The organism is Nitrincola alkalilacustris, assembly GCF_008973755.1.
In the GTDB taxonomy this organism is placed as follows: domain Bacteria; phylum Pseudomonadota; class Gammaproteobacteria; order Pseudomonadales; family Balneatricaceae; genus Nitrincola; species Nitrincola alkalilacustris.
Genome location: NZ_WBOM01000009.1, coordinates 64,424 through 91,106, shown reverse-complemented (window position 1 = coordinate 91,106; position 26,683 = coordinate 64,424). Strand labels below are relative to the sequence as shown.

General features: G+C 55.3%; 26 protein-coding genes. 11 read left to right on the top strand and 15 right to left on the bottom strand.

Going from position 1 to position 26,683, the window contains the following annotated elements:
• Positions 1 to 55: 55 nt before the first annotated feature.
• From F7R27_RS15660 to F7R27_RS15650, 3 genes are all read right to left on the bottom strand, one after another.
• Positions 56 to 910 (bottom strand): NAD-dependent protein deacetylase, encoded by an 855-nt coding sequence (locus F7R27_RS15660; protein WP_151705205.1) that lies wholly within the window; start codon positions 908 to 910, stop codon positions 56 to 58.
• Positions 907 to 1,446 carry an RNA 2',3'-cyclic phosphodiesterase gene (gene thpR / locus F7R27_RS15655; RefSeq protein ID WP_151705204.1) on the bottom strand — a complete coding sequence of 180 codons (540 nt, stop codon included), beginning with the start codon at positions 1,444 to 1,446 and terminating at the stop codon, positions 907 to 909. The genes F7R27_RS15660 and thpR overlap by 4 nt, the downstream gene beginning before the upstream one ends.
• A gap of 92 nt (positions 1,447 to 1,538) precedes the next feature.
• On the bottom strand, positions 1,539 to 3,722 hold the full coding sequence (locus F7R27_RS15650) for a malate synthase G (protein WP_151705203.1): 2,184 nt from the start codon (positions 3,720 to 3,722) through the stop codon (positions 1,539 to 1,541).
• 359 nt (positions 3,723 to 4,081) lie between these two features.
• On the opposite strand from F7R27_RS15650, the gene F7R27_RS15645 reads away from it, so the two are divergent.
• Complete coding sequence (locus F7R27_RS15645; RefSeq protein WP_151705202.1) at positions 4,082 to 5,095, top strand: alpha/beta hydrolase; 1,014 nt, start codon at positions 4,082 to 4,084, stop codon at positions 5,093 to 5,095.
• A 58-nt stretch (positions 5,096 to 5,153) separates the two neighbouring features.
• Here the strand turns inward: F7R27_RS15645 and serA are convergent, their stop codons facing one another.
• The 3 genes from serA to F7R27_RS15630 form a co-directional block, all read right to left on the bottom strand.
• A complete protein-coding gene (gene serA, locus F7R27_RS15640) occupies positions 5,154 to 6,386 on the bottom strand; it encodes a phosphoglycerate dehydrogenase (RefSeq protein WP_151705201.1) in 1,233 nt (410 codons plus the stop codon).
• Between the two features lie 226 nt (positions 6,387 to 6,612).
• Complete coding sequence (gene ppnP / locus F7R27_RS15635) at positions 6,613 to 6,894, bottom strand: pyrimidine/purine nucleoside phosphorylase (RefSeq protein ID WP_151705200.1); 282 nt, start codon at positions 6,892 to 6,894, stop codon at positions 6,613 to 6,615.
• Between the two features lie 87 nt (positions 6,895 to 6,981).
• Positions 6,982 to 7,875 carry a LysR family transcriptional regulator gene (locus F7R27_RS15630; RefSeq protein ID WP_151705199.1) on the bottom strand — a complete coding sequence of 298 codons (894 nt, stop codon included), beginning with the start codon at positions 7,873 to 7,875 and terminating at the stop codon, positions 6,982 to 6,984.
• A 115-nt stretch (positions 7,876 to 7,990) separates the two neighbouring features.
• Between F7R27_RS15630 and F7R27_RS15625 the strand changes: the two genes are divergently transcribed.
• The 8 genes from F7R27_RS15625 to F7R27_RS15590 all read left to right on the top strand — a co-directional run bounded on the left by F7R27_RS15625 (position 7,991) and on the right by F7R27_RS15590 (position 16,254).
• Positions 7,991 to 9,184, top strand: coding sequence for an MFS transporter (locus F7R27_RS15625; protein ID WP_151705198.1), 1,194 nt, complete (start codon positions 7,991 to 7,993; stop codon positions 9,182 to 9,184).
• A gap of 48 nt (positions 9,185 to 9,232) precedes the next feature.
• Positions 9,233 to 9,895 carry a fumarylacetoacetate hydrolase family protein gene (locus F7R27_RS15620; protein ID WP_151705197.1) on the top strand — a complete coding sequence of 221 codons (663 nt, stop codon included), beginning with the start codon at positions 9,233 to 9,235 and terminating at the stop codon, positions 9,893 to 9,895.
• A gap of 167 nt (positions 9,896 to 10,062) precedes the next feature.
• Positions 10,063 to 11,748 carry a PP2C family protein-serine/threonine phosphatase gene (locus F7R27_RS15615; protein ID WP_168927531.1) on the top strand — a complete coding sequence of 562 codons (1,686 nt, stop codon included), beginning with the start codon at positions 10,063 to 10,065 and terminating at the stop codon, positions 11,746 to 11,748.
• Between the two features lie 18 nt (positions 11,749 to 11,766).
• Positions 11,767 to 12,513 carry a substrate-binding periplasmic protein gene (locus F7R27_RS15610; protein WP_151705195.1) on the top strand — a complete coding sequence of 249 codons (747 nt, stop codon included), beginning with the start codon at positions 11,767 to 11,769 and terminating at the stop codon, positions 12,511 to 12,513.
• A 109-nt stretch (positions 12,514 to 12,622) separates the two neighbouring features.
• Positions 12,623 to 13,168 carry a SiaB family protein kinase gene (locus F7R27_RS15605; protein WP_206060532.1) on the top strand — a complete coding sequence of 182 codons (546 nt, stop codon included), beginning with the start codon at positions 12,623 to 12,625 and terminating at the stop codon, positions 13,166 to 13,168.
• Between the two features lie 19 nt (positions 13,169 to 13,187).
• The gene (locus tag F7R27_RS15600; protein WP_206060531.1) at positions 13,188 to 13,568 is read left to right on the top strand and encodes a DUF1987 domain-containing protein; all 381 of its coding nucleotides are present in this window, start codon (positions 13,188 to 13,190) and stop codon (positions 13,566 to 13,568) included.
• A complete protein-coding gene (locus tag F7R27_RS15595; RefSeq protein ID WP_151705192.1) occupies positions 13,565 to 14,389 on the top strand; it encodes a GGDEF domain-containing protein in 825 nt (274 codons plus the stop codon). Before F7R27_RS15600 ends, F7R27_RS15595 begins: the two co-directional genes overlap by 4 nt.
• A 227-nt stretch (positions 14,390 to 14,616) precedes the next feature.
• Positions 14,617 to 16,254, top strand: a complete 1,638-nt coding sequence (locus F7R27_RS15590) for a putative bifunctional diguanylate cyclase/phosphodiesterase (RefSeq protein ID WP_151705191.1) — start codon at positions 14,617 to 14,619, stop codon at positions 16,252 to 16,254.
• A 39-nt stretch (positions 16,255 to 16,293) separates the two neighbouring features.
• Here F7R27_RS15590 and dksA read toward each other — a convergent pair whose 3' ends face one another.
• Positions 16,294 to 16,734: an RNA polymerase-binding protein DksA gene (dksA, locus tag F7R27_RS15585; RefSeq protein ID WP_151705190.1), complete on the bottom strand. Its 441-nt coding sequence runs from the start codon at positions 16,732 to 16,734 to the stop codon at positions 16,294 to 16,296.
• 168 nt (positions 16,735 to 16,902) lie between these two features.
• On the opposite strand from dksA, the gene F7R27_RS15580 reads away from it, so the two are divergent.
• Positions 16,903 to 17,319, top strand: coding sequence for a CopD family protein (locus F7R27_RS15580; RefSeq protein WP_151705189.1), 417 nt, complete (start codon positions 16,903 to 16,905; stop codon positions 17,317 to 17,319).
• Here the strand turns inward: F7R27_RS15580 and F7R27_RS15575 are convergent.
• The 8 genes from F7R27_RS15575 to F7R27_RS15540 all read right to left on the bottom strand — a co-directional run bounded on the left by F7R27_RS15575 (position 17,306) and on the right by F7R27_RS15540 (position 26,094).
• The gene (locus tag F7R27_RS15575; RefSeq protein WP_151705188.1) at positions 17,306 to 17,944 is read right to left on the bottom strand and encodes a ubiquinone biosynthesis accessory factor UbiJ; all 639 of its coding nucleotides are present in this window, start codon (positions 17,942 to 17,944) and stop codon (positions 17,306 to 17,308) included. The two genes, F7R27_RS15580 and F7R27_RS15575, sit on opposite strands and share 14 nt — an antisense overlap.
• 51 nt (positions 17,945 to 17,995) lie before the next feature.
• On the bottom strand, positions 17,996 to 18,754 hold the full coding sequence (gene ubiE, locus F7R27_RS15570) for a bifunctional demethylmenaquinone methyltransferase/2-methoxy-6-polyprenyl-1,4-benzoquinol methylase UbiE (protein ID WP_151705187.1): 759 nt from the start codon (positions 18,752 to 18,754) through the stop codon (positions 17,996 to 17,998).
• Positions 18,755 to 18,816: 62 nt separating this feature from the next.
• On the bottom strand, positions 18,817 to 19,197 hold the full coding sequence (locus tag F7R27_RS15565) for a gamma-butyrobetaine hydroxylase family protein (RefSeq protein ID WP_151705186.1): 381 nt from the start codon (positions 19,195 to 19,197) through the stop codon (positions 18,817 to 18,819).
• A 61-nt stretch (positions 19,198 to 19,258) separates the two neighbouring features.
• The gene (gene hslU / locus F7R27_RS15560; protein WP_151705185.1) at positions 19,259 to 20,587 is read right to left on the bottom strand and encodes an ATP-dependent protease ATPase subunit HslU; all 1,329 of its coding nucleotides are present in this window, start codon (positions 20,585 to 20,587) and stop codon (positions 19,259 to 19,261) included.
• Positions 20,587 to 21,129, bottom strand: coding sequence for an ATP-dependent protease subunit HslV (hslV, locus tag F7R27_RS15555; protein ID WP_151705184.1), 543 nt, complete (start codon positions 21,127 to 21,129; stop codon positions 20,587 to 20,589). The genes hslU and hslV overlap by 1 nt, the downstream gene beginning before the upstream one ends.
• 121 nt (positions 21,130 to 21,250) lie before the next feature.
• The gene (locus F7R27_RS15550; protein ID WP_151705183.1) at positions 21,251 to 21,961 is read right to left on the bottom strand and encodes an SPOR domain-containing protein; all 711 of its coding nucleotides are present in this window, start codon (positions 21,959 to 21,961) and stop codon (positions 21,251 to 21,253) included.
• A gap of 6 nt (positions 21,962 to 21,967) precedes the next feature.
• Positions 21,968 to 23,725, bottom strand: a complete 1,758-nt coding sequence (gene argS / locus F7R27_RS15545) for an arginine--tRNA ligase (protein ID WP_151705182.1) — start codon at positions 23,723 to 23,725, stop codon at positions 21,968 to 21,970.
• A gap of 167 nt (positions 23,726 to 23,892) precedes the next feature.
• Positions 23,893 to 26,094: a primosomal protein N' gene (locus F7R27_RS15540; RefSeq protein ID WP_240776405.1), complete on the bottom strand. Its 2,202-nt coding sequence runs from the start codon at positions 26,092 to 26,094 to the stop codon at positions 23,893 to 23,895.
• Between the two features lie 267 nt (positions 26,095 to 26,361).
• On the opposite strand from F7R27_RS15540, the gene rpmE reads away from it, so the two are divergent.
• Positions 26,362 to 26,577 carry a 50S ribosomal protein L31 gene (rpmE, locus tag F7R27_RS15535; protein ID WP_151705277.1) on the top strand — a complete coding sequence of 72 codons (216 nt, stop codon included), beginning with the start codon at positions 26,362 to 26,364 and terminating at the stop codon, positions 26,575 to 26,577.
• The last annotated feature ends 106 nt before the right edge of the window (positions 26,578 to 26,683 follow it).

Sequence of the window (26,683 nt, the reverse complement as noted above, 5' to 3'; positions counted from 1 at the left end):
ACGCGTATCCGGTCACTATAAATTTAGTCTGATAGAGCGGCTTTTCGCTGAAGAGTTACAGTAGTTCGAGCGCCCGTTCCAGGGTACTACCGATACGCGAATCCAGCTTCAGGCTGACCAGTTCGTCGGCGCGGGTGCGGCCGATGTTCAGCGTGGCTATCGGCTTGCCCCATTCATGTGCGCGGCGACAGAAGCGAAAGCCCGAGTACACCATCAATGATGAGCCAACCACCAGTAGTGCGTTGCTGTTCTGCAGTGCATTCAGGGCTGTCTCGACCCGCTCTTTGGGGACATTATCACCAAAAAACACCACATCTGGCTTGAGGATACCACCACATTCAGGGCAGTCCGGAACACGAAATTCGCTGAAATCCACTTCAAGATCAGCATCGCCATCGGGTGCAGCTTCCGCCTGATACTGGCTGTAGGCAGGATTCAGTTCCAGGCAGCTGGTGTGAGTCTCCATGCGGTCGCAGCGATAGCCGCAACTGGTGCAGATAACCTGATCGGAACGGCCATGCAGGTCGATCACCTGCAGGCTGCCGGCACGTTGATGCAGTCTGTCGACATTCTGTGTCACCAGCAGATTGATATGGGCGCGTGTTTCAAGATCCGCCAGATAGTGGTGCGAAGGGTTTGGTTGTGCATCGCGGATCACCGGCCAGCCGGGAAGACTGCGTCCCCAGTAGCGCTGGCGGGTCAGCAGGTTGCCCATGAAATCCTGATGCTGTACTGGTTGCTTGCGTTTCCACTCACCTGCAGCGTCACGGTAGTCGGGTATGCCAGAGTCGGTACTGACGCCTGCGCCAGTCAGTAGCATCAGCTTATCATGGCGGCTGATAAAGTCAGCCAGTCTGAGTGCGGCATCGTCGATTGCGAGGGCAGGTTCGCGAAGCATCTCGGTATTCATGAGGTCGCCCCGGCCGTCAATGGCCAGCGTTTCAGGGCATGGTACTCGATCCCGGAAGGGGTGTTGACCGATCTGTATAAGCCAAACGCACTGGCCTGCAGCGTAAACGGCTGTTCCAGTCTGGTCGTGGGCAGAGGTGTGTTGATATGTCGCGCCAGAGTCAGGTGCGGGTGGTAGTTGCGCGTATCCTGAAGTACATCGATTTGCGAAACGACCCGTTTCAGTTCAGTGACCAACTGTTGCAGTGGCTTCGGGGTGTGATCGGGTGCGAGCCAGAAAATACCGGTTTTGGCCCAGTTGCCATAACGGGTCAGTTCAATATCAAATGCGGGCAGGGATAGTTGGTTGGCCGCATTGATCAGCTCGGCTTGCTGCTCGGGCGCCACCTGGCCAAGAAAAATCAGTGTGATATGAAAGTTGGCTTTAGGTACCCAGGTCTTACGGGTGTGGGGCTGATGCTCCTCTCGCCACTGGTCGATCAGTCGGGTCTGTTCTGGTGGGCAAGGCAGGGCAAAAAAGAGTTTTGAGTGTGACATCAGTGGATTTCCTGAGTCGGCGCAATCCTCTGTTGCTGGGTTGAGGTCGGATTAAATGCCGCCCCCTGAGGGGCGGCGATCTTAATCAGAGATCAGTTTGCGCCGGCAAACTTGGCTTTGGCTTCTATACGACGTCTGTGAAGGACTGGTTCAGTATAGCCGCTTGGCTGCTCACGTCCTTTAATGACCAGATCACAGGCTGCCTGGAAGGCAACGCTCTGATCAAAGTCAGGGGCCATCGGGCGGTAACCCTGGTCACCTGCGTTCTGGCGATCAACAACGGTGGCCATGCGTTTCATGGTTTCCATCACCTGACCTTCGCTGCAGATACCGTGGTGCAACCAGTTGGCGATATGCTGGCTGGAGATGCGCAGTGTTGCGCGGTCTTCCATCAGGCCGACATCGTTGATGTCGGGTACTTTGGAGCAACCGACACCGCTGTCTATCCAGCGTACCACATAACCCAGAATACCCTGTGCGTTGTTATCCAGCTCCTGCTGAATCTCTTCGGCAGACCAGTTGGGGTTCTCTGCCACAGGAATGGTCAGAATGTCGTCCAGGCTGGCGCGTGGGCGTGACTTGAGCTCTTCCTGACGCGCAAATACATCGACCTTGTGGTAGTGCAGTGCGTGCAGTGTGGCGGCAGTCGGAGAGGGAACCCAGGCGGTGTTGGCACCGGCCATCGGGTGCGCGATCTTGGCTTCGAGCATGCCAGCCATCAGGTCGGGCATGGCCCACATCCCTTTACCGATCTGAGCACGACCCTGCAGGCCGCAGGCCAGTCCGTTATCGACGTTCCAGTCTTCGTAGGCTTTGATCCAGGCGGTGGTTTTCATATCGCCTTTACGCAGCATTGGGCCCGCTTCCATCGAGGTGTGGATCTCATCGCCGGTACGATCCAGGAAGCCAGTGTTGATAAACACGACACGGTCCTTGGCGGCACGGATGCACTCTTTCAGGTTCACGGTGGTGCGGCGCTCTTCGTCCATGATGCCGGCTTTGAGCGTATGCGTGGGCAGGCCCAGCGCATCTTCGATACGGCCGAAGAGCTCGTTGGCAAAGGCCACTTCTTCAGGCCCATGCATCTTCGGTTTAACGATATAGATGGAACCGGTAACGGTGTTACGAACAGGGCTGTTGCCCTTGAGGTCGTGCAGGCAGATCAGCGAGGTGACCATGCCATCCATGATCCCTTCGGGGATCTCGTTGCCGTCTTTATCCAGTATTGCGTTGATAGTCATCAGGTGGCCGACGTTGCGTACGAACATCAGGCTGCGGCCCTTGAGGCTGATACTGCCGCCATCCGGGGTCTGATAGGTGCGGTCTGGATTCAGGCTGCGGACGATGGTTTTGCCGCCTTTTTCCAGCTCCTCGGTCAGGTCGCCTTTCATCAGGCCCAGCCAGTTGCGGTAGACCACAACCTTGTCGTCGGCATCAACGGCTGCAACGGAGTCTTCGCAGTCCATGATGGTGCTCAGCGCAGATTCCATCAGGATATCTTTAACGCCAGCTGCATCGGTTTTGCCGATCATGCTGCTGGGGTCTATCTGGATTTCGAAGTGCAGGCCGTTGTTTTTCAGAACAATAGCGTCGGGCTTGGCAGCATCACCATTGAAGCCCACCAGCTGTGAAGGGTCTGCAAGACCTGTTTCGCTGCCATCCTTGAGGCTGACGAGCAACTGGCCATCGGCGATCACATAGGCGGTGGACTCAACGTGCGAGCCTTTTGCCAGCGGAGCGGATTCATCCAGAAACGCGCGTGCGAAGGCAACGACTTTATCGCCACGAACGGGGTTGTAAGAGGTACCTTTTTCGGCGCCATCGGCTTCTGAAATAGCATCGGTGCCATACAGGGCATCATAGAGTGAGCCCCAGCGTGCATTGGCGGCGTTCAGCGCATAACGAGCATTCATGACCGGAACAACCAACTGAGGGCCAGCCAGTGTTGCCATCTCTGGATCGACATTGCTGGTGGTTGCGGAGAAGTCTTCGCCCTCTGGCAGCAGGTAACCTATCTCTGTCAGGAAAGATTTATAGCTGGCCAGATCAAATGCCTGACCCTTGCGCGCCTGATGCCAGGCATCAATCTGGGCCTGAATCGTGTCACGCTTGCTCAAGAGTTCACGGTTGCGTGGGGCAAGGTCATGAACGATTGCGTCAAACTCGCTCCAGAATTTCTGAGGCTCAATACCTGTTCCGGGCAGCGCTTCGTTATTGATGAAATTATAGAGATTCTCTGCGACCTGCAGGCCGCCGATCTGTACCCTTTGGTTCATGATTAATGCCTCATAGCTATAGCCTTTCCCGAGCCGGCGCGAGGCAGCTTGCTGCGGGAATGATAATAGATCATTGAATTGTGCGTTGCGACGATAGCGCAAAATGAAACATTTGTCGCGTTCTCGTGCTAGAACGATTCTAAAGTAGTAGTAGCAAAAATTGGTTTTTTAGGAGCATATCAAGGATTTTGTATGCTTTTTTACGAATTTTTATAAAAAAATTGCTTGCTTTACAAACTGGTATGACCAGTTGTTTGCATATTAGTGAGGGGTGTAATGTCGCCTGTTGGATGTTATCAGTTTGTCATCTTCCTCACAGATCATGATGAATATGGTATAAGGCGGGAGGAGTCGAATCTATGCATTATCAGGATCTGAAGATGGGCGATGGAGTGGAGCGGGTGAAAAGAGGCGCGGCTGTGTTTACGGCAGCGGGTGTGCGTGAGAGTCTGAGTGAGTTTGATCCGCTTGAAGATACCCTGTGTGGTCCGATGCTGCGTGATTATCTGACCTTTTATGGCCTGGACCAGTTGGCCGAAGATGCCGGTTACAGTATCGGCACGCTGTTTCTCGAAGGTGCCGAGTTGGTGGTGCAGCATTTCAGGGTTCAGCGCCCACTGGGTACAGTACTGGTCGTGCATGGCTTTACTGATCATGCCGGGATATATGTTCACCTGATTCGTTATCTGCTGGCGCGACGCTGGAATGTGCTGATCTATGATCTGCCCGGCCATGGGTTGTCGGGGGGGGAGCCTTTAATGGTGGATGAATTCGGTACTTATGTACGCCAGCTTGGTGGTTTGATGCGCGGGTATCGACGAGAGCTGGTTCAGCCGATGGTGCTGTTGGGGCAAAGTACTGGTGGGGCGATAGCGATGACACATCAGATAGTGCAGCCAGATCTGCCTGTGGCGCGTCAGATACTGCTGGCGCCTCTGATCCGGCCGAACCATATGAGGCTGATTGAGGTCAAGTATCGCTGGTTCAGTTGGATGCTGAAGCGGATACATCGTACCTATACCGACAACTCGGCGGATCAGGCTTTTCTGGATTTCGTTCGACGTGAAGACCCGCTGCAGTATCGGTCGATCAGTGTGCGCTGGATCGGAGCGATGCTGGAGTGGGTCAAATGGATCGAGAGTGTTCAACAGCAGCAGGCGCGTCCGCTGGTGATACAGGGTACGGCAGATCAGACGGTGGAATGGCAGCATAACCTTGAAGTGTTGCGTCGAATCTATACTGATCCGGAGATTTTCATGATAGAGAGTGCGCGGCATCATCTGGTGAATGAGGCGATTCCGGTGCGGCGAGAAGTGTTTGGTGCGATAGGCCAGGCGTTGAAGGCGGTTGTTGCGGAAAAGGCTGAAGGCTAAGCCTTAGGTTTGGGAGGTGGATGCTCCGAAGCAGCCGAACCGCCTCGGAGCAGGAGCATCAGAAGAGCCGGCGGCAGCGGATAGTGCCTTCGATCAGGTTCAGTCTGTCCAGCGCTTTGGCTGAATGGTCGGCATCTATATCGATAACGACATAACCCACCTTGTCGTTGGTCTGCAGATACTGACCGCTGATGTTGATGTTGTTATCGGAGAAAACATTGTTGATCTTGGACAGTACGCCCGGAATGTTTTCGTGGATATGCAACAGACGGTGGCTGCCTGGATGTTCCGGCAGGGCTACTTCAGGGAAGTTGACCGAGGTGATGGAAGAGCCGTTGTCGCTGTATTTGATCAGCTTTTCGGCGACTTCGTAACCGATGTTTTCCTGGGCTTCCATGGTGGAGCCACCCACGTGCGGGGTCAGGATCACATTGTCGAAACCACGCAGCGGGCTGATGAACTCATCTTTATTGCTGCGGGGTTCAACCGGGAAGACGTCGATCGCTGCGCCGAGCAGTTTGCCGCTTTCCAGCGCTGCGCACAGGGCATCGATATCCACTGCGGTGCCACGTGCTGCGTTGATGAAGATAGCATCCTGCTTCATCTGATCAAACTGGGTTTTGCCGATCATGTTGCGTGTGGAAGCCAGCTCCGGTACATGCAGTGAGATGATGTCACAGATGCCGAGCAGCTCTGGCAGTGAGCCGATCTGCCTGGCGTTGCCCAGTGGCAGTTTGGTGATGACATCGTAGAAGTAGACCTCCATCCCCAGCCCTTCGGCCAGCACGCTGAGCTGTGAGCCTATGCTGCCGTAGCCGACGATGCCCAGCTTTTTGCCACGGATCTCGTAGGAGTTGGTGGCGCTTTTCAGCCAGACACCACGGTGTGCCTTGGCGTTCTTTTCCGCGACGCCACGCAGCAGGATGATCGCTTCTGCCAGCACCAGTTCGGCTACGGAGCGGGTGTTGGAGTAGGGCGCGTTGAACACCGCGATACCGCCGCGGGTCGCAGCCTGCAGATCCACCTGATTGGTGCCGATACAGAAGCATCCGACAGCAACCAGCTTTTCGGCGGCTTCAAACACCTGTGCAGTCAGCTGGGTGCGGGAGCGGATACCGATGAAGTGCGCATCCTTGACGCGCTCGATCAGCTCAGCTTCCGGCAGTGAGCCAGCATGTGCTTCGATGTTGGTGTAACCCTGTGCATGGAGTGTATCGATGGCAGACTGATGCACACCTTCAAGCAGCAGGATCTTAATCTTGCTCTTATCGAGAGACGTCGTTTTGCTCATGTTCAGGCAACTCTTTACTGGCTGGGCGGAGGACCGCCGGGATGATGTCAGGGCCGCGATTTTAGCACAATACGACCTCTGGTGTTGTTATTGCGACCTTTTTATAGTGTGGAAATATTCACTCTCAGATGAATGAAACTGATACTGAAAGTCGACCACTGTGCAGTGGTCGACTGAGTGGGTGCCAGCCGTTTATATCAGCCATGGCTGCATCAGCTGTATGATTTCAGCTGTAAAAACAGAGATAGGCGGTCGGCTCAGCCACTTTCAGATCAAAGGACTGGTTGGCCGCAACTCTGAACTCTGTTCCGGCGGGGAAGGACTGCCATTCGTCGCTGCCTGGCAGCCTGACGACCAGTTCACCACAGACCACTTTCATCAGTTCGTCCTGGCTGGTGCCGAAGGTGTAGTCACCTGCCGTCATCACACCGGAGGTGACGGGTTGTCCGGCTGATTCAAAGCCAATGGATTTGACCTTGCCGTCAAAATATTCGTTTACGCTCAGCATTGCAGTGTCTCCAGTAGAAATAGCTCAGGGCCAGGGTGTCAGTATGTAGATTTGGGCATCTATATTAATGCAGTGCAGGCATTTCTGTCATTGACTCTGTGGTGGATTCAGTTGTGCCTGCTGCACGATAAAGTCGATAAAGCTGCGGTTGGCTCGCGAGATATAGCCCTCGCGTCGCCAGGCCAGTGACAGGTCAAGCCAGACGGGTTCACGAAAGGGGCGTGCCACCAGAGTGGGGTCATCGCTGATCACCATCTCCAGCAGGGTGCTGATACCGAATCCCTGGCGTACGATCTGCTTGATCAGGGGGATCAGATTGGTCTCGAAGCCGATGCGGGGGGTGATGTTGCTGGCAGCGATCAGTTTGTCGATCACTTCACGATGGAAGTAGCCCTCCTTGAACAGCACCAACTCCTCGGCAAAAAAGGCCTCCAGTGTGATCGATTCTTCGCTGGCGAGCGGATGGTCTTCAGGCATCACCACCATCATCTGTGCCCGCAGGAAGTGGCAGGCCTCCAGCCCATCCGGCAGTTTGTCGGCCACGATCACGGCGATGTCCAACTCTCCGCTGAGCAGCATCTGCTGCAGCTTGCGCGTGCCAGACTCCATCACCGACAGTTGCAGGCGTGGATAGCGGTGGCGAAATGCCATCAGCAGCGGCGGGAAATAGTAGGAGCCCAGCATGCCGGGGATGCCAACCTTCACTTCTCCACTTTGCAGGCCGCCCAGTTCAGCCATGGCCAACTCGGCATCTGCCATGGTCTGAAGGATGCGGCGGGCATGGGGCAGAAAGGATCGGCCCTCGTCGGTCAGGCTGACGCGCCGCTCCTGCCGATGGAAAAGCTGCAGGCCAAAGCCCTGCTCCAGCTTCTGGATCGCCATACTGACGGCAGGTTGGGCCACATGCAGTTTTTCGGCTGCAGCGGTAAAACTGTTGAGCTCGGCAACGGCAACAAAGTAACGCAGCGCTTTAGGGTTCATCTATCAATATTTCTGATGGTTTGGATAATAAGTATATATTATATTGATCGCTCGGCTATTGTTATGCTGTTCATCGTGCTTGTCAATCCGATCAATCAAGAGCGATGACGCAACGATGATAGAGTCCGAAAGCCCAGGTTTCTGGCGTGCCACCGCGGCATTGTGTCTGGCATCCTTTATGGTGTTTGCCAATCTGTATGTGACACAGCCGTTGCTGCCGATGCTCGCCGATGAGTTCAACATCACGGCAGTGCAGGCGAGCTGGAGTTTTACGCTGGCTACGCTGACGCTGGGCCTGTCGCTGCTCTTTTATGGCCCCTTGTCTGATGCCCTTGGTCGGCGTGGCATCATGCTGATGACCCTGTGCGGCGTCACAGCCTCCACGCTGGCGCTGAGCCTGGTCAGCAGCTATGAGCAGTTGCTGTTGCTGCGTGCTATTCAGGGCTTTTTTCTTGCGGGTGTTCCGGCTATCGCCATCGCCTATATGAGTGATGAGTTTTCACGCAAGGCACTGTTGCTGGCGGTCGGCCTTTATGTCAGTGCCAACAGTCTGGGTGGGATTGCCGGTCGGCTGATAGGTGGCTTTGCGGCCGAGTCGCTGGGCTTGTCTGGTGTGTTCATGGTGATGACGGGGATCAGCTTCGTGTGCCTGACGCTGGTGTTTCATCTGCTGCCTGCGTCGAAGCACTTCCAGCCACAGAGTCTGCACCTGAAGCGGATTCTGGGAGATATCCGGGGGCATCTGTGTAACCCGCCACTGCTTCTGGCTTATATAATAGGCGGCTTCAACTTCTTTATCTTCGTCAATCAATACAGCTATATCACCTTCGTGCTGGTGGAGGCCCCCTATCGTTTATCCACTGCGATGCTGGGAATGCTGTTTCTGACCTATCTGACCGGTACTTTTGGCTCCGCCGTCTCCGGGCGTATCGCTCAGCGCTTGTCTCAGCCGCTGTGTATGGCCCTGGGTATCGTGATTCTGATGTGTGGCACCCTGCTGACACTGCTGCCGAGTCTGGTGGCGATTATTGCCGGCATGTTCGTCAACAGCTTTGGCTTCTTCCTCACTCACTCCAGCGCTATGAGCTGGGTCAGCCATCAGGCGCAGCGTGCCAAGGCGAGCGCATCTTCACTCTATCTGGTGTTCTACTATCTGGGGGCCAGTAGCGGTGGGTTGTATCTCGCGCCTTTCTGGCAACAGGGTGGTTGGGGTGGTGTTGTGGTCGGATCACTGATAATTTTCTCGCTGACCCTTACCTGTGCGGCTATGCTGTTGCTCTGGCAGCGACGCTCGGCACTGGTGAGCTGAGCAGCCTTGCCGGCCAAATGGGTTCAAGGAAACAACTAAGGAAAAACTATGGCGTATCAACATGCTTTTGTAGATGGTTCCTCCTGCGACCTGCCAGCGGGTAAGGTGGTTTGTGTCGGTAGAAACTATGCCGAACACGCGAAAGAGCTGAATAACCCGATTCCCAGCGAGCCGATTCTGTTTATCAAGCCATCCACCTCTCTGGTGGATATGACACAGTCTTTCTCTCTGCCGGTGGGGCATGGCTGTATTCATTTTGAAACCGAGCTGGCATTGCTGATTGGAAAGCCTCTGACCAGGGCGGATGAGCAGGCGGCAGCGGAGGCCATAGTCGGGGTGGGACTGGCGCTGGATATGACACTGCGCGATCTGCAGAGCGCACTGAAAGAGAAGGGGCAGCCCTGGGAAAAAGCCAAGGCGTTTGATGGCAGTTGCCCGGTATCGGCGTTTGTTAAGCCGGATAAGGTCGGGGCGCTGACTGAGCTGCCCCTGCGTCTGACGGTGAATGGTGAAATACGGCAGGATGGCAGCAGTTCACAGATGTTGAACCCGATAGTGCAACTGATCAGTCATATCAGCCAGTGGTTTACCCTGCAGCCGGGCGATATCGTCCTGACAGGCACGCCGGCAGGGGTGGGTGAAGCTAAGTCGGGCGATGAGTTGCTGGTCGAGCTGCCCGGTCATCTGGCGGTTAATACACGCATTATCTGATAGCTGATACCGGTGCTGGCTGCTACTTTGGTCTGTTGGGCCTGTTTCAGCCTTGCCGGGTCGCTGATAATACTTTACATTGAGTCGAGGGGATCAGCGTCTGCCATCCATGCGCGGCGCGGGAGTTTCAAACAGACCCTGAAATGCAGCTGGGAGGCATGCACTCAATGGCCAGCCATCATGATCCGGCATCTGGCACAGATGGAATTCTCCTGCGACACAGTCTGAACACCAAGCAGGCTGTGGCTATTCTATTGCTTGTACTGGTGGTTGGCATCATCGGCAGCATGCTTGAGCTGTTTCTTAACTGGCAGGCGATGCGCGATGAGTTTGAAACAGATACCCAGCAGACTATTGAGGTGGTCAAGGGCTCTGCTGTCGAGGCCGCCTTTCAGATCAACTCCGAGCTGGCTCTGGGTGTGGCCGATGGTTTGCTGCAACGTCAGACCATTGCACAGGTCAGCCTGACCGATAACTTTGGTGAGGTGCTGGCGCACAGCTCCACAGAGCCTGAAACGACCATCGGCTGGCTGGCTGAGCGCCTGTTTGGCGATATCGTTTCCTACTCCGTCCCTCTTATCTATCACATCTCTCCTGCCTCCAGTCAGGAGGTGGGTCAGCTTGAGCTGCAACTGGATGCTCAGGAGTTGACCAGTCGTTTTGTCGAACGTGCCAGGGTCAATTTCGTGACCGGTTTGCTGCGCGCAGTGGTCGTCAGCCTCAGTGCGATGCTGCTTTTCTATTACCTGGTTACCCGACCGCTGGTCCGGGTCAGCCATGGTATCGCAGCCGTTGATCCCTCCCAGCCCGGCAAGGGTGCTATTCCGGCCCACTCAGGGCATGATCGGGATGAGCTGGGTTTGCTGATTCGCAGCTTCAATAAATTGCTGGCCGAGTTTCAACGTGGTCTGGAGCAGCGCGATACGGCTCAGCGTGAGTTGAAAAAACTTACCGAAGGGCTGGAGCAACTGGTTGAAGAGCGTACTCATGAGCTGCAGGTGACGCTGGAATCGCTGGCACGGGAAAAGGATGAGACAGAGCAGGCGTTCAGTCGTCTGGATGAAGCTCATAAGGAGCTGGATCGTACCAATGGGCTGCTGGTAGAGAGTATCCAGTATGCACGACGCATTCAAACGGCCCTGTTACCTGATAAACAGGCGCTGAGCCAGCAGTTGCGCGATATTCATGTCTGCTGGGAGCCGCTGCACCTGGTCGGTGGGGATTATTTCTGGTTGGAAAACATAAACGGACGCAGTTTTATGGCTATTATTGATTGTACGGGCCATGGCGTTCCGGGTGCGTTCATGACGCTGGTGGTAGCCTCTGCGCTTGATCATATTCTGCACAAGAGTCGTGAGTGTCGGCCGGGCCAGGTGTTGCTGCAGTTGGATGACGCCGTGCGATCACGCCTGCGCCAGGACAGACCCGGCTCAGACTCTGATGATGGTCTGGATGCTGCTATCTGTGTCTGGGATCCGGAGCACTCCACCGTGACCTTTGCCGGTGCGAATCTGCCCCTGATCTATGTGCAGGATAAGCAGGCGATATCGATACGCGGAGATCGGATGAGTCTGGGTTACCGTACACAGGCCGTTCCGGAGTCCTTTCAGGAGCATGTTATATCGGTCAGCGAAGGGATGTCTTTTTATATGCTCACTGACGGAATGCATGATCATGTCGGTGGAGATAGAGGTCGGCTACTCGGGCGTAAGCGTCTGACTCAGTTTATTGAGGAGCATTCCGATATGCCGATGGCTGAGCAGATGATGGCTATCGAAGCGTTCCTGGCGCGCTATCGTGGTCAGGAGCCGCGCCGGGATGACATGACATTGATAGGCTTTACACCGCTGTAAGGCTTGAGGGGGAAATAGATGAAACGCTGGTTGTTGGCACTGTGTGCATGTGTGATCGTTCAGACAGCTGTAGCTGTTGATATTGATGACCTGACCTTTGTGACCGAGGAGTATCCACCGGTCAATTTTCAGCAGGATGGGCGATTGCAGGGTATATCCGTGGATATGCTTGAGGCGATGTTGATCAGCGTCAATGCTGAGGCTCGGCGTGAGGATATACAGTATCTGCCCTGGGCGCGTGGCTATGAGATGTTGCAGAGAGTCCCTAATACCGTGCTGTTTGCCACCACGCGTACAGATGCGCGCGAGCAGTTGTTCAAATGGGTCGGACCGATTGTGCTCAGCCGCAATGTATTGCTGGCCAGGCGCGATCGCGGGATCAGCGTGTCATCCATTGAGGATCTGAACGAGCAGGAGCTTCAGATCGCTGTCATTCGTGAGGATGTGGCGGAGCAGCTATTGCTGGAGTTCGGCACAGGGCCCGATCTGATCCGCTGGGTGGCCTCTAACGATAGTGCTGCCCGCATGCTGCATGCCGGGCGCATAGATTTGTGGGCCTATGGTGAAGATGTGGCGCTGTGGCGTATGCGCGAGCTGGGCTATGCCACCGAAGAGTTCGAGGTGGTATATGTACTGGATGAGTCTCCCTTGTATTACGCTCTGCACCTCGATACACCGGATGAGCTGGTGAATACTCTGCAGGATGCACTGGATCAGTTGAGGGAGTCGGGTGAGGCAGAAAGGATTCTGGCGCATTATCGTTGATTGAATCAACGGCTGTGGTGGCTTTTCGGTTCGTTGACTATACTCATTAACAGCTTTCCCATCGGGCTCTGCCACGGCACTGCTGGATTGTCGGAAAAGTGAGGGCATGATGCTGGCGTCATATTATCAAAACTTCAAGCAGGAGCTGGACGGTCAGGGAGTGCTGTTGTGTTACTCGGGTTATGTATCTGAAAAGGTGCTCTTCAGTCTGGGCGATATTTTGCGACGCAAGATGGAGTCCGAGGATACCAATCAGGCTAAACGGCTGTTTTCAGTCTTTGTAGAGCAGGTGCAGAATATCATCCGATATTCAGACGATCGGCTGGTAACAAGTGGATCTGGGGCTGATGCGATCAGTTCTGGTCTGGTACTGGTGGGGTCGGAAGAGGATGGTTATTTCGTCGTTTGTGCCAATGTGCTGGATGCTGCCAAGGTGGAGGATCTGAGGCGTCGACTTGAAGGGCTGCGTGGCATGGATAAAGAGCAGCTCAAGGCGCATTATCGGGAGAAGCTCAGATCTCCTGCTGAGGAGGAAAGCCAGGGTGGCTCGATAGGGCTGATCGAGATCGCAAGGAGATCCAGCAAGCCCATAGAGTTTGATTTCATGGATCTGAAAAATCAGACATCATTTTTCTGTCTTAAAGCCTTTATCTGAAGCGACTGAGCCAATGAACATGATCAAGATTGAAGCGACTGAGCGCTCTCCTCAGGTCGAATTTGACTTCAGCAGTGGCAGGTTTCTGATGGCGGGTGAGTCTTTCCCTGAGGATGCCGCAGCCTTTTTTGGACCCTTGCTTGAGTCGATGCAGAGCTGGCTTGGCGAGTCGCATGATACGGATGTGCAGTTTGATCTGCAGATGATCTATTTCAACAGCTCCAGTGCCAAGGCGCTGATGAACCTGTTTCAGTTGCTGGAAGATTCGGCCAGAGGCGGTCGGTCGGTGAGTATTCATTGGCACTATGACAGCGATGACGAAACCATGGAGGAGTTCGGCGAAGACTTTTCGGAGGATTTTGAACATGCAAGCTTTGTTTTACGTGTAACCGAGCCATGAGCCAGAAAGACGAGCCAGTCAACAAGCCCGCAGACTTCAGTCTCTTCTTCAATGAAGAGCGGGTGATTGATGAAGCGACGGCGATTCTGGAGAAACTGGAAGATGTTGCTCATGGAGTTCGCTCGCTGGCTGAAGCCTATAGTCAGGCATATCGGGAACAGCGACGTATGGTGCGCTTGTCCGATAAAATGCAACTGCAGTTGCAAAGTGCCAATCATACGCTGGCCGACCAGGCAAAGGAGCTGAGTCAACTTAATGAGGCGTTGCAGCGAGAGGTGGAGGAGCGTGAAAAGCTCGCTCAGGAGCTGAAGATGCTGGCCTCGGTGGATGAGCTGACCGGCACCAGTAACCGCCGCCACTTCTATGAACTTGCCAACTACCAGCTCAAGCGCCATCAGCGCTATCAGATGCCAATGGCGTTGCTGATGCTGGATCTGGATCATTTCAAATACATCAATGATGCGCATGGCCACCAGATGGGAGACAAGGTGCTCAAGCGCTTTGCCGATACTCTATTATCGCTGCTGCGTAATGTCGATATTATCGGACGTATCGGGGGGGAAGAGTTTGTAGTGCTGCTGCCTGAGTGTGAAGAGGAGGATGCGCTGCATAAAGCGGGTCAGATCTGCTCACGCTTTGATACCATGTCGATGGAGATCGACGGGCAGCAGCTGGGCCTGACCATCAGTATAGGTATCAGCATGCTGCAGGATGATGAAACGATTGATCAGGTACTGGATCGAAGCGATCAAGCACTTTATGCTGCCAAACGTGCGGGTCGTAATCGCGTTTGTGTCTGGCGGCCCACTCTGCAAGAATGAAATGCAAAGCCTGCAATAAATAGTAAAACAGCATAATAGCCTGTCTGTTCATAATCTGTTAGCCTAAGGTCGATTGGTCTAAAGGACACTGGTCAAAGTTGGCCAAGGCGTTTATCGTCATCCACTTCTCTGAATAATCATAACAATATTGATGCTACTCAAGGATCGGGTATGCAGTCAGGTTTAAGCTCACATGCTTACCGGCTGACAAGCCAGGAGAACGAGGTTTGAGTACACAAGGTATAAGAGGTATTCAGCATAAGCTGATTGTTGCGGTTGCTGTGTCGAGTGTGGGTACGGCATTTCTGGCTGGTTTGTTGACCACCTATATTCTTTTTTTCAGCTCTGCGCATGCCAGCGTACTGGCAATGAAGGTCGACACTCTGGGCTTCATGGCAATCCTGCCGCTGCTCACCTCCAGCTCCTATGTCGGGTTGCTGGTGCTGGTGGTTCTGTCCTTGGCGCTGTTGACCCTGTTCATGATTCGTCCTCTTACCCGTCAGTTGCACTCGGCTGCAGAGCAGCTGGATGTAATCAACGCATCACGCGAGCGTATCCATGAGTTGTCCAACTATGATCAACTGACAGGTCTGCCCAACTGGCGCAGCCTGTATGATCATCTTAATCTTGCTCTGGATACCCGGTCCGACTATCACCGTGAACAGGTGGCACTGCTGTTTCTGAATCTGGATCGATTCAAGGTGATCAACGAAAGCCTGGGTCATGCTGCCGGCGATCAGTTGCTGATTGAGGTGGCCAGACGTCTGAAGTTTTGCCTGGGTGAGCAGGATATTCTGGCACGGGCTGCCGGGGATGAATTTCTGGTGCTCAAGGTGGTTCATGACCGGGAAGAGATAGAGAGTCTGGCCGGAGATATTCTTGATCGTCTGCATGCACCCTTTGCCATAGCGGGACATCAACTCTATGTGGCTGCCACCATCGGCATCAGTGTCAGCCCGGAACATGGTCAAGATACCGATCTGCTGCTCAAGCATGCGGATACGGCATTGATCAAGGCCAAGGCTCAGGGGCGTAACTGCTACCAGTTTTATTCACCGGAGATGTCGGTGATCAGTCAGGAGCGTTTTGCGCTGGAGCATGACCTGCGCCATGCCATCAGTCGTGGCGAGCTGGAGTTGCACTATCAGGCACAGGTGCCGTTTGCTGCCGGTGTGCCGGGTGGTGTCGAGGCCCTGCTGCGCTGGCATCATCCCACTCGCGGTATGGTGCCACCAGATCAGTTCATTCCACTGGCGGAAGAGTCTGGCCTGATCAATGAGATAGGGGACTGGGTGCTGCATCAGGCTTGTCGACAGGCTAAGCAGTGGCTGGACAGTGGCTATCCGATCAGAGTATCCGTGAATCTGTCATCTATTCAGTTGCAGCAGGAGAATATTGTAGAGCTGGTGCGTGACAGTCTGCGTCAGGCGAGTCTGCCAGCCTGCTATCTCGAGCTGGAGCTGACTGAAAGCTGTCTGCTTAAAGAGTTTGAGCGCAGTGCCAGATCCCTGCGCAAGCTTCGCCTGCTGGGAGTCAGTCTGGCGATGGATGATTTCGGAACCGGTTACTCATCGCTCAGTTATCTGAAACTCCTGCGTTTGCATCGTCTGAAAATAGATCGCAGTTTTGTTACGGGGCTTCCGGCTGATCAGGGAGATATGGCGATTGTCAGCACCATTGTTGCCATGGCCAGAAGTCTTGGACTGGAAGTGGTCGCAGAGGGGGTTGAAACCGAACAGCAGCGCAACAGTCTTCTGCAACTGGGGTGTGATGAGTATCAGGGCTTTCTGTTCAGCAAGCCTCTTTCTGCCTGTGAATTCGGGCAGCGTTTTCTGCAGACCGAGCAGGTACAGTTGTCCGGCTGAATCGGATCCAACCGGAGCTGTTAGAAGAATCGCCTGATCCTACAGGGTGTAGCCGCGTTGCTTCTGATAGTGGCTTTCCTGCTCTTCATGCATCTGCTTTGCTTCGGTGCAGAGCTCGGCCGTCGGGCGCAGCAGTAATCGCTTGAGGCCGATTGGCGCGCCTGTTTCCATGCAGTATCCATACTCGCCCTGCCGAATACGATCCAGCGCTTTGTCTATCTTGCCCAGCAGTTTTGTTTCACGCTCTGCCTGGCGCAGCAGAAGCCGCAGTTCCTCCTCAACTATGGCGTGATCGGCTTCATCGCCTTCGTTGTCCTGTTGTGTCATCTCTTCTCTGACGGTCTTCAGGTGCTCCTCAACCTCGGTGCGCTGTTGTTGCAGATACTGGGTAAAGAAGCGCAGCTGTGTAGCGTTCATGTAATCGCTTTCTGGCATCGCCAGAAGCTCTTCACTGGTGAGTTCTGTCTGGACTGCTGTCATATCGTTACCTCAGGAAAGTTGTCCATGAACCATCATTACAGTATAACCGAACAAATTGATTACACTGCTTGCTCTGGATCATACGGACATCAATGAACGTCCGATTAAGGTAGACTAGCCAGAACCTTTTGTCGACTGAATCACAGATAACCGTACTTGGGAGTGCATATGCTTTGGTACAAAATGCTTCATATTCTGACCATGACCAGTTGGATGGCGGGAATTTTTTACCTGCCCCGTATCTATGTGCATTATGTGGAGGGTGTGGCGGCAGGTGAGGATATCAGGCGGTTGCAGATCATGGCGCGCAAGCTGTTTGGCTTCATGACGGTGATGGCGGTGCTGACGTTGGGATTCGGGATGTGGCTTTGGATGGCTTACTGGCGCGGAGCGGGTGCCTGGCTACATGCCAAGCTGTTGTTCGTACTGCTGCTGATCGGTTATCACATCTGGTGCTATGTGTATCTGAAGCGGATGCAGCAGAATAATCTGCACTTGAGCAGTCGTCAGTTACGTCTGTTCAACGAGTTGCCGCTGCTGGTGTTTGTGCCGATTCTGATCCTGGTGGTGATCAAGCCTTTCTGACAGATGTCTTGGCAAGAACGATCAGTCGGTTGATACGGGCTTCGAGTCTGTCCACGGCCTCTCTTGTTTCACCGACCTCTTCGATAAAACCTTCTATCTCGGCGCGTGGTGGTAATACACGCGCCTCTTCCTGCAGATATTCGGTCATGTTCAACGTCAGGCTCTGGCCGCTTTGCTGCAGGAACTGTTTCTGTGCCCGGAAGAGCTCCGCCAGAGGGTGTGCGAGGGTATCGCCCAGCAGATCGCCCAGCCACTCCTCCCAGTCGATCGCAAACCCGGCCAGTGCTTTCTTGAACTCGCTTGCCAGTGCCTGATCGCCTTCGACCTCTACCCCTTTGCCAAACAGCAGGTCACGTGAGTTTTCGCTCTGTGCCATCTGCAGCAGGCTGGCACAGGTGCCGCGCAGGATCAGGTCAGGCTCGGTTTCAAAATGGCTGAGCAGATCCAGGCCTTTGCCGTGTGGCAGCAGGTAGAACCACTGCTCGGGCTCGGTGATCTCGATGCGGATCACCCTGCCACTGAGGCGATCAAGCCTTGCCAGTGTCTGATGATCCTGGCGCAGCAGCAGATTGAGGCTTTGCTCGGCGGTATCAAGCAGGGCGGTCTGGATCATCTGCACGGCCATCTGTGGATCCTCTTGTTCAGGCGAGAGCTATCGTTACGGTTTCGTCGGCACTCAGGGCTTTATGCCGGTATGCAGTGCTACGATACCTCCGGTCATGTTTTCATAGCGACAGTTGACGAAGCCTGCATCCACCATCATCTCTTTCAAGGTTTCCTGATCCGGGTGCATGCGGATCGATTCGGCCAGATAACGGTAGCTTTCCGAGTCCTTGGCAATCAGTTGGCCCATTTGCGGCAGGATATTGAAGGAGTAGAAGTCATAAATTTTGGTCAGGGCCGGGTTCTCGGTTTTGGAGAACTCCAGAATCATCAGCTTGCCGCCGGGCTTGAGGCAGCGCAGCATGGAACGGATCGCCTTGTCCTTGTCAGTGACGTTGCGCAGGCCAAAGGCGATGGTGATGATATCGAAGCTGTTGTCTTCAAACGGCAGCGCTTCGGCATTCGCCTGTACATATTCGACATTACCGGCAACGCCTGAGTTGATCAGCTTGTCGCGGCCGACATTCAGCATCGACTCGTTGATATCGGCCAGAATCACCTTACCTTCGGGGCCAACGATGCGGGAGAATTTCTTTGTCAGATCGCCTGTGCCACCGGCAATGTCCAGCACCTTGTGGCCACGACGTGCGCCGCTGCGCTCAATAGTGATGCGCTTCCACAGGCGGTGGATACCGCCCGACATCAGGTCGTTCATCACATCATATTTGGCTGCCACGGAGTGGAAAACATCGGCAACATGCCGGGTTTTCTCCTCCAGAGGTACGCTCTTGAAGCCGAAGTGTGTGGTGTTTTCTTTATTCTGCTCGCTCATGATCGCTGCATCGGATAAGTGAATTCATGCCATTGTAAACCAGCAGTGGCGGCTTTGTCCCGTCAATGGCTGCGTGCGATCAGGCCGCCATCGCGGGAGGCGCCGGCCTCCTCGAGTGCCTTGAGATAGGCATCCCAGTACTGCTGCTGGTTGTGGCTCAGGTCGTGCAGGTATTCCCAGGTGTAGAGGCCACTATCGTGGCCATCATCAAAGATGATCTTCAGTGCATAGTTGCCTGAGGGCTCAACCCCTTTGATGCCGACATGGCGCTTGCCGGTTTGCAGTGTGCCGTTGCCGATCCCATGACCTCGCACCTCGGCCGAGGGGGAGTGGACACGCAAAAATTCGGCGGTCAGCTCAAAGGTGCCGTCGGCATAGACCAGCTCCAGCGTACGCGATTTGAGGTGCAGTCGGATATCACTGGGCAGTGGAACCTGTTTCATGCGGCGTCTCCAGAGGTTCAAAAACCCTGCCCGGTGTCGGGCAGGGTGTAAGAGTTGAGCATCAGAGGATATAGTGGCTCAGATCTTCATCTTTTGTCAGTTCGCCAAGATGGCTGTCAACATAGGCTGCATCAATCAGAATGGATTCACCGGAGCGATCAGAGGCCGCGTAGGAGATCTCATCCAGCAGGCGCTCCATCATGGTGTGCAACCGGCGCGCACCGATATTTTCCGTCTGCTCATTCACCTGGAAGGCCAGTTCGGCAATGCGGGCGATGCCGTCTTCGCTGAAGTCGATGGTGACACCCTCGGTAGCCATCAGTGCCTTGTACTGTTCGGTCAGTGATGCGGTGGGTTCCGTCAGGATGCGGCGGAAGTCATCTGGCGTCAGAGCGTTGAGCTCGACACGGATAGGCAGACGTCCCTGCAACTCGGGGATCAGATCTGACGGGCGTGCCAGGTGGAAAGCACCTGAAGCGATAAACAGAATATGATCGGTCTTGATCATGCCGTACTTGGTGCTGACGGTGGAGCCTTCGATCAGTGGCAGCAGGTCGCGCTGAACCCCTTCGCGCGAGACATCGCCACCGCTGGAATCACCACGCTTGCACACCTTGTCGATCTCATCCAGAAAGACGATACCGTTCTGCTCGACCATGTAAACGGCCTGCTGTTTGATATCCTCCTCTTTGACCAGGTTGGCGGCTTCTTCGTCGGTCAGCAGCTTCATCGCTTCCTTGACCTTGATGCGGCGTGTCTGCTTGCGCTGTTGCCCCATGCTGGAGAACATGCTCTGCAGCTGATTGGTCATCTCTTCCATGCCGGGAGGGGCCATGATCTCGACACCTACCTTGGGTTGGGCGACCTCGATCTCTATCTCTTTATCATCCAACTGGCCTTCGCGAAGCTTTTTGCGGAAGATCTGACGGGTTGCGCTGTCGGTGCGTTCGGCTGTGTGATCCTGACTGCCACGTGCCTGAGGCAACAGGGCATCCAGAATACGCTCTTCGGCGGCATCTTCAGCCGGTACGCGGACCTTGCTCATCGCCTGCTCGCGTACCATCTTGACGGCCATTTCGGCCAGATCTCGGACGATGGTTTCAACATCGCGGCCAACATAGCCGACTTCGGTGAACTTGGTCGCTTCCACCTTGATGAACGGAGCATTCGCCAGCTTCGCCAGACGGCGGGCAATCTCGGTCTTGCCGACACCAGTCGGGCCGATCATCAGAATATTCTTGGGGGTGACTTCCTGACGCAGCGTTTCGCCCAGTTGCATGCGGCGCCAGCGGTTACGCAGAGCGATGGCCACAGAGCGCTTGGCGTCATCCTGGCCGACGATATGGCGATTGAGTTCGTCGACGATTTCGCGGGGGGTCATATCGGACATCAGGATTCTCCTTCGCCTGCAGTGGTGATTTGCTCAATGGTCAGATTGTCATTGGTGAAGACGCAGATGCCGGCTGCAATATGCAGGCTTTTTTCCACGATAGTGCGGGCATCAAGATCAGTGTTCTGGGTCAGGGCTCTGGCGGCGGCCAGCGCATAGTTACCGCCGGAGCCGATTGCGATCAGGCCCTCTTCCGGCTCAATCACATCGCCATTTCCGGAGATCAGGAAGGTTTTTTCGCGGTTGGCCACCAGCATCAGCGCCTCAAGGCGCCGCAGCACACGGTCACTACGCCATTCGCGGGCCAGCTGGATCACGGCAGTAACGATATTGCCCTGATGCTTGTCAAGTTGCTGCTCGAACAGGTCGCGCAGGGTGATGGCGTCTGCGGTGCCGCCTGCAAAGCCGGTGATCACCTGATGTTTGGCGAGCACGTTCACTTTTCTGGCCGTGCCTTTCATGACGGTGTTGCCGAGTGAAACCTGGCCATCACCACCGACGACAACCTGGTTGCCACGGCGCACTGATACTATCGTTGTCATATTAAGAAACCCTGTTACGCGTGAGTAATGATTGCAGATATGGATGCAGACGCTGGGTTTTCAAGGTTTGAGCGGCAGCAGAAGCGGAATATTTCTGCTGCCGACTCTATGTCAGTAGAGGTCAGTCGAGTCGAATGACCATCGGAGAGATGCGCAGACGAACCAGTTGGTCCTGTGCGCGATTCAGGCTGGAACGGTCATCGAAGGGGCCGGTTCTGACACGATACCAGGTACCATTCTCGCCGCTGACCTGACTGGTGTGAACATTCGGGAAGCCATTCAGAATCAATTGCGCGCGCATACGCTCGGCATCATCTGCGTCACGGAAGGAGCCAGCCTGCAGCAGAAAACGATGATCCGGTTCGGCATCTCGAGGGGTCGAGCGATAGACGTCCACCTCCGGCGCCTGCACTTCGCTTCTGGGCAGAATGTCGTAGAAATCAAAACGGTTTTCGCGTGTGACTATGGCCGGATCAGGCTCTGCGTCCGACAGGGCTTCTGGCTGAACTTCCGGTTGAGTGTTAATGGTCGGTTCCAGCGGCGTAGCTGGTTGGGCCATCGCTGGCTCGGGGATTGCTGACGGTGCTGGTGCCACAGGAGCTGCTGGCGTGCTGGCTGCTGGTGCGGCAGGGGCTCGGGTTGTATCCGAGCCGCTTTGCAGATCCACCAGTGAGACGAGCAGGTAGCCCAGCCCGATAACGGCCAGCAGTGTCACCAGGCCCAGCCCCCAGGGGATGCCGGATTTTCTGGGGGCAGGTGTTGGCTGCTTCCTGGGCTGACGGCTCGCTGAGTGGGAGCTGCGTCGTTTCTGGGCAAAATCCTGTCTGGCCATAGGTGGTTACATCTGCTCCGGTGCCGAAACGCCCAGCAGGGTGAGGCCATTGGCCAGAATCTGACGCACCGCGACGCTCAGTGTCAGGCGCGCATTGCGCAGCTCGGCGTCGTCAATCAGCATCTTGTTGGTGTTGTAATAGGCGTGGAAATCGCCTGCCAGATCCTTAAGATAATTGGCGAGGGTGTGTGGCTCGTAGTTCAGGGCGGCATTGTGCAGTGTTTCCGGGTATTTGCCCATCTGAGTGACCAGATCCTTCTCGACTTCGCTGTCCAGACGCTGCAAGGCTGCCAGACCCTGTGTCTTGTCCCAGCTCAGTCCATCCTCTTCCAGTTTGCGCAGTACCGAGCAGACGCGGGCATGGGCATACTGGATATAGAACACTGGGTTATCCTTGGATTCTGATTTAGCCAGGTCCAGGTCGAAATCCATGTGCTGGTCCGCCTTGCGGGTCACATAGAAGAAGCGACAGGCATCCTTTCCGACCTCGTCACGCAGTTCGCGCAGCGTCACGAAGGAGCCGGAACGGGTCGACATCTGTACACGCTCGCTGCCGCGATAGAGAATGGCGAACTGTACCAGTTTGACGATCAGGCGTTCAGGGTCGTAACCCAGTGCCTGAATCGCTGCCTTGACGCGTGTGATATAGCCGTGATGATCAGCACCCCAGATATTCACCACCTGGTCGAAGCCACGCTCGAACTTGTTCATGTGGTAGGCGATATCGGATGCGAAGTAGGTGGTCTGGCCATTGGCGCGCTTGACCACGCGGTCCTTGTCGTCACCGAAATCGGTGGAGCGGAACCAGAGGTTGCCCTCCTGTTCGAAGAGGTAGCCGCGTGCCTGGAGCTTTTCCAATGCGCGGTCGACATCGCCGTTGCTGGTCAGCGAGCGCTCGGAAAACCACTCCTGATAGTGGATGCCGAACTCGCCGAGATCTTCACGGATATCACCCAGAATGGAATTGAGGCCAGCGTTGAAGACAGTTTCATAGTCATCTCCGAGCATCGCCTGAGCGCGCTCGATCAGGGCATCGATATGCAGCTCTTTATCGCCACCCTGTGGCTCGTCCGGGGTGATATCTGCAAACACTTCGACCGCCGGGCGGTTGAACGCTTCACCATGATCACGCATCAGCCACTGGGCAATCTCGTTGACATACTCACCCTGATAGCCGTTGCTCGGGAAGTTGAATGACTGGCCCAGTTGCTCCAGATAGCGCAGCCAAACGCTGACTGCCAGAATGCTCATCTGCCGACCGGCATCGTTGACATAGTATTCGCGCTCCACCTGCATGCCAGCGGCTTCGAGCAGGTCGGCTGCGGTGGCGCCATAGGCCGCTCCGCGACCATGGCCAACATGCAGTGGGCCGGTCGGATTGGCAGAAACGAACTCGACCTGCACGCGTGGTCCACTGTTGGGCTGAGCACGGCCGAACGCCTTACCCTGTTCGAGTATGGTCTCAACCACGGCATAGGCAGAGGCCTGGGTGATGAAAAAGTTGATGAAGCCGGGGCCTGCGATCTCGGTTTTGGTCACCTTGTCGGAGGCGGGCAGGGCATTGCAGATTTTCTGCGCCAGCTCACGTGGATTGCATCGGGCAGCCTTGGCCAGCGTCAGCGCGACATTGGTGGCAAAATCGCCATGTGCCTTGTCGCGTGTGTTCTCGACCAGAATATTGGGCTGGGTGTCGGCAGCGAGTGTGCCGTCTGCAATCAGTGCTGTCAGCGCAGTGTTAATCAGTTCTGCAATATGTGCTTTCATCGTTGTCCCGTATTCAGGGGATGGCCCCGGTGAAAAAGTGAGGGGAGGCCCCCGGTGAAAAAAGTCAGGGGTGTTCCCCTGTGTAAAGAGTCAGCCGGCAATTATAATTCGGCTGGGGTACTGAAAGCCAATCTGATTGCTCAACTTTTAATTGGTTTTTGTTGCGATTAATAGCCGTCGCTCGGGTCAATATCCAGCGACCAGCGTACTTTGCGTGTATCCCTGTGCTGCTCAAGTGCCAGAAGTGTTCGCGCCAGCAACTGATGCAGTGGTCTGCGTTGCTGCCCCTGCAGCAGCAGTTGTGCCCGGAACAGGCCGCCCTTTTTTTCCAGTGGTGCCGGAAAGGGGCCTGAGCAGTGGGTGTGGGTGGGGAGTCTCTCCTGTTCGATCATCAGGCGGATATCGCGCAGGAACTGCTCTGCCAGCCCTTGATGTGTGGCTTCAGCTCTGATCAGGGCATGGTAGCTGAAGGGCGGTAGCGCAGCTCCTTCACGCAAGCGCAGTTCACCCGCCGCAAACGCGCCGTAACCCTGAGCAATCAATGCATGCAGCATCGGATGGTCAGCATGGTGGGTCTGCAGTATCACCTGCCCGGGTGACTCTGCACGCCCTGCGCGTCCGGCTACCTGCAAGATCAACTGCGAGGTTTTTTCCATGCCACGAAAATCGGCGCTGAACAGCCCGCTGTCGGCATCCAGTATCGCCACCAGTGTCACCTTCGGGAAATGATGCCCCTTGGCCAGCATCTGGGTGCCGACGAGGATGCAGGGCTCGCCCTTATGAATCTCGCGCATCACGTTTTCCAGTGCATTCTTGCGCTGCATGCTGTCGCGGTCGATACGCAGCACCTGCGTTTTGGGGAAGAGCTTGTTCAGCACCTCTTCTATGCGCTCCGTACCTGAACCGTTGGGGCGCAGATCTTCACTGCCGCAGGTGCCACAGCGGCGCGGAATCGGTGTCTGGCGGTCGCAGTGATGGCAGTGCATGTGCGGTGGGTAGCGGTGAAGCGTCATACGGGCATCGCAACGGGTACAGTCGATCACCGTGCCGCATTGATGGCAGATCAGAGAGGGCGAAAATCCACGCCGGTTCAGAAACAGCAGCACCTGCTTTTGTTGTTGCAGATGATCCTGAATGCGCTGTATCAGCGTTTCTGACAGGCCTGACTGCAGCTCCTGAGCACGAATGTCGAGCAGCTCGAAACTGGGCTGCTGTGCCTCACCGGCACGGTTGGTCAGTTGCAGGTGCTGGTATCGGCCCGTGAGCGCATTGTGCAGAGATTCGAGGGCCGGTGTGGCGCTGCCCAGAATCAGCGGGATCTTCTCCCGTTGGCAACGGATGGCGGCCAGGTCACGAGCCGAATAGCGAAATCCATCCTGCTGCTTCAGCGAGGTGTCGTGTTCTTCATCAATAATGATCAGACCCGGCTTGCACATGGGGGTGAATATTGCCGAACGGGTGCCGATCATGATTCCCGCGCTGCCATCACGTGCCAGCAGCCAGGCGTCCAGGCGCTGGCGTTCGGTCAGGCCGGAGTGCAGAGTCAGAACCGGGACATTGAAGCGAGACTTGAAGCGCGCCACTGTTTGCGGAGTCAGTCCTATTTCGGGCACCAGCACCAGCGCCTGCTGCCCTTTTGTCAGTACCTGCTCTATCGCCTGCAGATAGACTTCGGTCTTGCCTGAGCCTGTGACACCATCGAGCAGGAATATCTCGAACCCATCTGCCTGGCGGATGCGGTCAAATGCTTGCTGCTGCTCTCTATTCAGTGGCAGGTGTGGATCACGCAGCAGCGATTCGCGACGTTCACTGTGAGGGAGTTTTGGGTGATGCTCGAAGGCCTCAGCCAGCCCTTTCTCAGCCAGTGTTTTAAGCAGTTGTGTGGGTGCATCTTCTGCGCGCAGTGCTTCAGGGCTGATGCCGGCAGGATTGCGCAGCAGTATTTCAAGCAGCTCCCGCTGGCGGTGTGCTCCGCCCGAGAGACTTTCCAGGCTGGCTGTCGGGGTGGCTCGCCACAGGATCGCATGCGCAAACTGCGCTGGCTGACCTTTGCGCAGCAGTGTTGGCAGGGCCAGCATCAGAGCATCCCCCTCGGGATAGAAGTAATAACCGGCTGCCCAGCGCACCAGTCCGAATAAGGACTCATCCAGCACCGGTGTCTGATCAAGGACTTCCAGCGCGGGTTTCAGCTTGCCTGCCGGAACATCTGATTCGGTGGCCGTTTCGATCAGCAGGCCGATCATCTCACGATTGCCGAATGGCACTCTTATCCGGCATCCCGGCAGCAGAGGTGTCAGCATCTTTCCTGCAGGTGGCAGATAGTCAAAGAGGCGATGCAGAGGGGTGGGCAGAGCAATGCGCAGGATCACGGTCAATTACTGTTTCCGAAGGATTGGAGAGGCTACAGTCTAGAACGATTCGAGGTGCGATAAAACCGTGATTTATGACTTGCGGCGAAGGGTTGTGATCCGTATAATCTTCGGCCTTGGAATTAAGCCGGAAGGGTCAGTCTGACCATCCGTTACGAGTGCGGTGCTTGACCTTCCCTGACCTGTAGTTGCCAGCGTTAGTTTCAGCTTGGCATAGGGGTAGTCCAGGCGGATTGAGTGGCGGCACAACAACTACTGAGGTTTGATATGAAAGCTGGAATCCATCCGGAATACAACGAAGTAAAAATCACTTGCTCATGCGGTAACGTGGTCAACACCCGTTCAACCATGAAAAGCGATATGCTGATCGACGTTTGCAGCCAGTGCCACCCGTTCTACACTGGTAAGCAGAAAGATGCCACCACTGGTGGTCGTGTTGATCGCTTCAACAAGCGCTTCACCACGCGTTCGCTCAAGAAGTAATCGAGCAAAACGTGTCTACGAAAAAAGCATCCCGAGTGGATGCTTTTTTTTGCCTTGAGATCTGGGAAGGGTAACCTTGTTGTCCACATGAGCGGTTTTATATATG

Excerpts from the sequence above, each read along its gene's own strand:
- F7R27_RS15660 (WP_151705205.1), bottom strand. The coding sequence starts at position 910 with ATGAATACCGAGATGCTTCGCGAACCTGCCCTCGCAATCGACGATGCC.
- thpR (WP_151705204.1), bottom strand. The coding sequence starts at position 1,446 with ATGTCACACTCAAAACTCTTTTTTGCCCTGCCTTGCCCACCAGAACAG.
- F7R27_RS15650 (WP_151705203.1), bottom strand. The coding sequence starts at position 3,722 with ATGAACCAAAGGGTACAGATCGGCGGCCTGCAGGTCGCAGAGAATCTC.
- F7R27_RS15645 (WP_151705202.1), top strand. The coding sequence starts at position 4,082 with ATGCATTATCAGGATCTGAAGATGGGCGATGGAGTGGAGCGGGTGAAA.
- serA (WP_151705201.1), bottom strand. The coding sequence starts at position 6,386 with ATGAGCAAAACGACGTCTCTCGATAAGAGCAAGATTAAGATCCTGCTG.
- ppnP (WP_151705200.1), bottom strand. The coding sequence starts at position 6,894 with ATGCTGAGCGTAAACGAATATTTTGACGGCAAGGTCAAATCCATTGGC.
- F7R27_RS15630 (WP_151705199.1), bottom strand. The coding sequence starts at position 7,875 with ATGAACCCTAAAGCGCTGCGTTACTTTGTTGCCGTTGCCGAGCTCAAC.
- F7R27_RS15625 (WP_151705198.1), top strand. The coding sequence starts at position 7,991 with ATGATAGAGTCCGAAAGCCCAGGTTTCTGGCGTGCCACCGCGGCATTG.
- F7R27_RS15620 (WP_151705197.1), top strand. The coding sequence starts at position 9,233 with ATGGCGTATCAACATGCTTTTGTAGATGGTTCCTCCTGCGACCTGCCA.
- F7R27_RS15615 (WP_168927531.1), top strand. The coding sequence starts at position 10,063 with ATGGCCAGCCATCATGATCCGGCATCTGGCACAGATGGAATTCTCCTG.
- F7R27_RS15610 (WP_151705195.1), top strand. The coding sequence starts at position 11,767 with ATGAAACGCTGGTTGTTGGCACTGTGTGCATGTGTGATCGTTCAGACA.
- F7R27_RS15605 (WP_206060532.1), top strand. The coding sequence starts at position 12,623 with ATGCTGGCGTCATATTATCAAAACTTCAAGCAGGAGCTGGACGGTCAG.
- F7R27_RS15600 (WP_206060531.1), top strand. The coding sequence starts at position 13,188 with ATGATCAAGATTGAAGCGACTGAGCGCTCTCCTCAGGTCGAATTTGAC.
- F7R27_RS15595 (WP_151705192.1), top strand. The coding sequence starts at position 13,565 with ATGAGCCAGAAAGACGAGCCAGTCAACAAGCCCGCAGACTTCAGTCTC.
- dksA (WP_151705190.1), bottom strand. The coding sequence starts at position 16,734 with ATGACAGCAGTCCAGACAGAACTCACCAGTGAAGAGCTTCTGGCGATG.
- F7R27_RS15580 (WP_151705189.1), top strand. The coding sequence starts at position 16,903 with ATGCTTTGGTACAAAATGCTTCATATTCTGACCATGACCAGTTGGATG.
- F7R27_RS15575 (WP_151705188.1), bottom strand. The coding sequence starts at position 17,944 with ATGGCCGTGCAGATGATCCAGACCGCCCTGCTTGATACCGCCGAGCAA.
- ubiE (WP_151705187.1), bottom strand. The coding sequence starts at position 18,754 with ATGAGCGAGCAGAATAAAGAAAACACCACACACTTCGGCTTCAAGAGC.
- F7R27_RS15565 (WP_151705186.1), bottom strand. The coding sequence starts at position 19,197 with ATGAAACAGGTTCCACTGCCCAGTGATATCCGACTGCACCTCAAATCG.
- hslU (WP_151705185.1), bottom strand. The coding sequence starts at position 20,587 with ATGTCCGATATGACCCCCCGCGAAATCGTCGACGAACTCAATCGCCAT.
- hslV (WP_151705184.1), bottom strand. The coding sequence starts at position 21,129 with ATGACAACGATAGTATCAGTGCGCCGTGGCAACCAGGTTGTCGTCGGT.
- F7R27_RS15550 (WP_151705183.1), bottom strand. The coding sequence starts at position 21,961 with ATGGCCAGACAGGATTTTGCCCAGAAACGACGCAGCTCCCACTCAGCG.
- argS (WP_151705182.1), bottom strand. The coding sequence starts at position 23,725 with ATGAAAGCACATATTGCAGAACTGATTAACACTGCGCTGACAGCACTG.
- rpmE (WP_151705277.1), top strand. The coding sequence starts at position 26,362 with ATGAAAGCTGGAATCCATCCGGAATACAACGAAGTAAAAATCACTTGC.